The sequence below is a fragment of the Intestinibacter sp. genome (assembly GCF_051866655.1).
Taxonomy (GTDB): domain Bacteria; phylum Bacillota; class Clostridia; order Peptostreptococcales; family Peptostreptococcaceae; genus Intestinibacter.
The window spans coordinates 1-3,648 of record NZ_JBJDXL010000310.1 but is presented as its reverse complement, the minus strand read 5'-3'; the positions used below and the strand labels follow the sequence as shown (position 1 = coordinate 3,648).

Here is a 3,648-nt window from a genome sequence, read left to right as displayed (position 1 = left end):
ATTTTCCTTTAGCTGAACAAACTACGTCTGTATTATCTAAAATGTTTGGATTTGATGTGTTTAATTCAGAAGCAGATAATAAAGCCTTTGAATATGCAAAAAAGAATAATATTATTAAAAAGGCAAATGGAACTTATAGCTTTACTAGACAATTAAATGATAAACGAGAAGTAATAGTTACTTCTACTTTAGAAGAAGCTGAAGAAAAATTAAAAGAAACTATTATATTGCAAAGATTAGAAAGACTTGATAAAATAAAAGATATTTCTAATAAATTTAAAGAATTAAAAAAACATGACGGTTCTATGATTAAATTTACTAATAGAACCGATTTAAACAACTGGCTAAATTTACAATTTATTAAGTATAAATCAGAGCCTGGATGGGAAATAGTAGATAATGATGATTTATACAATTTAGGGGTTATAATGTTTAAGAATGATAGAACTCAAGAAGTAGATTTTGTATCAATTAATTACGAAGCCTTAGATATAGATCTAGATATGAAATTTGGCAATACTATATTAGGAAATCATTTTGATAATTCAGAATCTGAAAGATATAAAATGAAATTAGTATCTAATAAAGGTAATATAGAACTAATGAAATTAAAATATCTCGCAAACGCATTGGCAGGTGGATATAGTATTACAGAATTAAGAGTTTTTGATTTAGTAAACAAAAATGCTATCTCTGATTTAAATATTAGAGATAAAATGGACTATAACTATAATATTTTAGCTAGGCAGATAGGAATAGAAACTAATAATATAAAATATACAGATATATTCAGGGTAGCTTACCAATTATATGATACTATAATGAACTCAAGAGATCTAGATGTTGCCGCCTTTGGAACTGAAACATATATTAAAGATCTTCTATTAGATACAAATGATAATATAATTAAAACAGATGCAGATAGAATAAAGAAGCTAAACTCTATAAAAAATTTGTTACAATCTCATTGGTTTTCTAGAAGAAACTCTATAGAGGAACAAAACCTTATAGGTTATCTAGGATATTTAGTTGATACAGCTATAGCTACACTAACTCATACTACTATAGACCCTAATAATGAAACTAAATTCTCAGATAGCATTTCTGGAGGCCCTATAAGACAAGCATGGAAAACTAGAACATTATTAAATTCTACTATAGGAAATACTCAGGATACTATTCCAGTGGTGGGAGTAATATATCAGAGAATAACTGAGGCTTCATCCAATGCTAGAACTAAATATATTGCATATAAAGTAAGGGATAGAAGGTATACAGAAGCCTTTAAACAAAGAAGAACTTCTTTAAGAAATAATCACTTAATTAATAACTCTGAGGTGATTTTTGAGAATCTTTTAGATAGATCTAATCCAAATGAATTAATGTTAAAAGATTACAGAAACGATAATACTCTAAGTAAAGATGAAAAAGAGTATATAAAATGGTATCTAGATGATTTAAATAGCTTTAGATATAAGAACAAGCCTTCTCAATTAGAGGAGGATATGAATAGTAATGACGAATGGAGAAAACTGCCATTACTAAGAGCAAATGCTTTATCAAGGTTAATAAATAACAAACAATCTATAAAAGATGCTCTCTCAGATACATTTGGATTAGATCCAGATATAGATATTAGAACCTCCTCTGGAATGGATTCCTCTGTATCAGATTTTGGAAAAAATGGACTTACTTTTGATTCTATATATGATGGATTTACAACTTCTGAAGATCCTTCTTTAAGAGAAAGTACTATTAAATCAGAGGGAATTAAATCATTTGAAACTAATCTAGAAAGAATAAAAGATGTTTATGCTTATATGAAAATGAGAAAGGAATTTTTAGATCCTGTTCTTACTAACATTAGTTCTGCAATAACAGCTTATGCCTGGGCTTCAAATGCAAGTAATAAATCCAAAGAAGATGAAGCTATTATAAATTATGTTGTGGATTTTATCAAAACTTCTGTATTAGATATGTCTTTGATTTCAGAACAATATAAAGATGTATTTAAAATAATTGGCAATTTAAAATCTGTTGCAAGTAAATTAACATTAGGATTAAATACCCTATCTATGGCTAAGGAATTAACTGTAGGATGGTGGACTTTATTTAATAATGCACAAGCTAATAAATATGATCCTACTAGATTCCAAATGGAACATGCCAGAAAAGCATATAACATGGTATGGGGAGACGCTGCCAGACAAATCAAAACAATAACATTAGGAGAATATTTAAATGCACAATATGGAATAGCTAATATTTCTGATCAAGAAATGGTGGAGAGAATGAACTACTACCAAGGAGAATTAGGTAGAGTGAATAATGTTCTTTTCTTCACTGCTCGTGCTCCAGATTTCTTACATAGAATGACCGTTTTTGCTGCATATATGTTTAAAGATGGAAATATGGAAGCACATAAAATGGTAGGAGATCATATTGTATATGATTGGAAATTAGATAAGCGTTTTTCTATATATGCTAAATATAAAAACACTAATATAGATAATATTCCAAAATCTGAACTAGAAACATTTTTAGACCAGAGATCTTTATATGAAGCAATAAGAAAACAAATGATTAAAGAAGGAACCCAAATAACTAATTGGGAGACTGGAGAAACTACTACTATGACGGAAGATACAGAAGATCTTCCTAAAGCTTATACTAACCTAGAAACTAATAAGATGATTCAAGAAGCCAATACAATGTTTGGATATATGGATCAATCTAATAAAAGTATGTATCTTAAAAAAGGATTTGGAATAGTTTTTGGGCAATTCCAATCTTATATATCTGCTAAAAAGAATCAATGGTTTTTAAAGAGAGATGTTTATAATACTGGTAGCTGGGAAAATAAAATAGACCCAGTAACAGGGAAAAGATTATATTATAAGTATCTAGAAGACGGAAGTGTGGTGGAAACTACAGAAAATACAGGAATCCCAATTAAAATATGGAAGGGAGGAATGATGGAAGGTATTTTCTGGACTTTAGTAGATATCGGAAATTTAAGTTTACTATTTAGTGAGGAAGGAAGAAAAATATATTGGCAATATTTCAAAGATCCAGTAAAATTAAGAAATTTGAGATTGTTTGCTGGGGATATGGCTGGTTTAGCATTCTTTGCTTTATTAAATTACCTATTATTTGGAAATTTAAAAGAGTCAGAAATGAATCAAATGGAAATAAATATTTCTAAAGTTCTTACTAATGCCTCTAAAGAATTTAATCCATGGGCTATATTTACTGGGCAACTTGAATTTGGATTTACAGCGTGGACTATAAATCTTAGATTCGCAAACTCTTTGGTTGATGTAGCATTAGGAAAAACTAATCTTCCAAGAGCTTTAGCTTCTAATGTAGGTGCTTTAAGACCATTTCAAAAGAGTATATATGATGCTTTTCCTGTCGAAAAGAAGGAATAAAACAATAAAGGGGAATACAGGCGTAACAGCTTGTATTCCCCTTATTTTTTTTCTAATATGTAGATATATCTATTAATTACTAACATATTCTGGCTTTCTAGAATCTTGTCCATCCAGCACTTTAAACATATATTTTCCTAGAGATTTAAAACTAGAATCTAGCTTATCTTTATATGCCTTTTGTGCCTTTTTTACTAATATTTTAGTTTCACGTCTA

1 protein-coding gene is annotated in these 3,648 nt (G+C 28.9%); it reads left to right on the top strand.

Features of this window, described 5'->3' with window-relative positions:
• On the top strand, positions 1 to 3,431 hold a 3,431-nt coding region (locus ACI3VO_RS09235; protein WP_439757637.1), incomplete at its 5' end, for a hypothetical protein.
• Positions 3,432 to 3,648 lie beyond the last annotated feature (217 nt).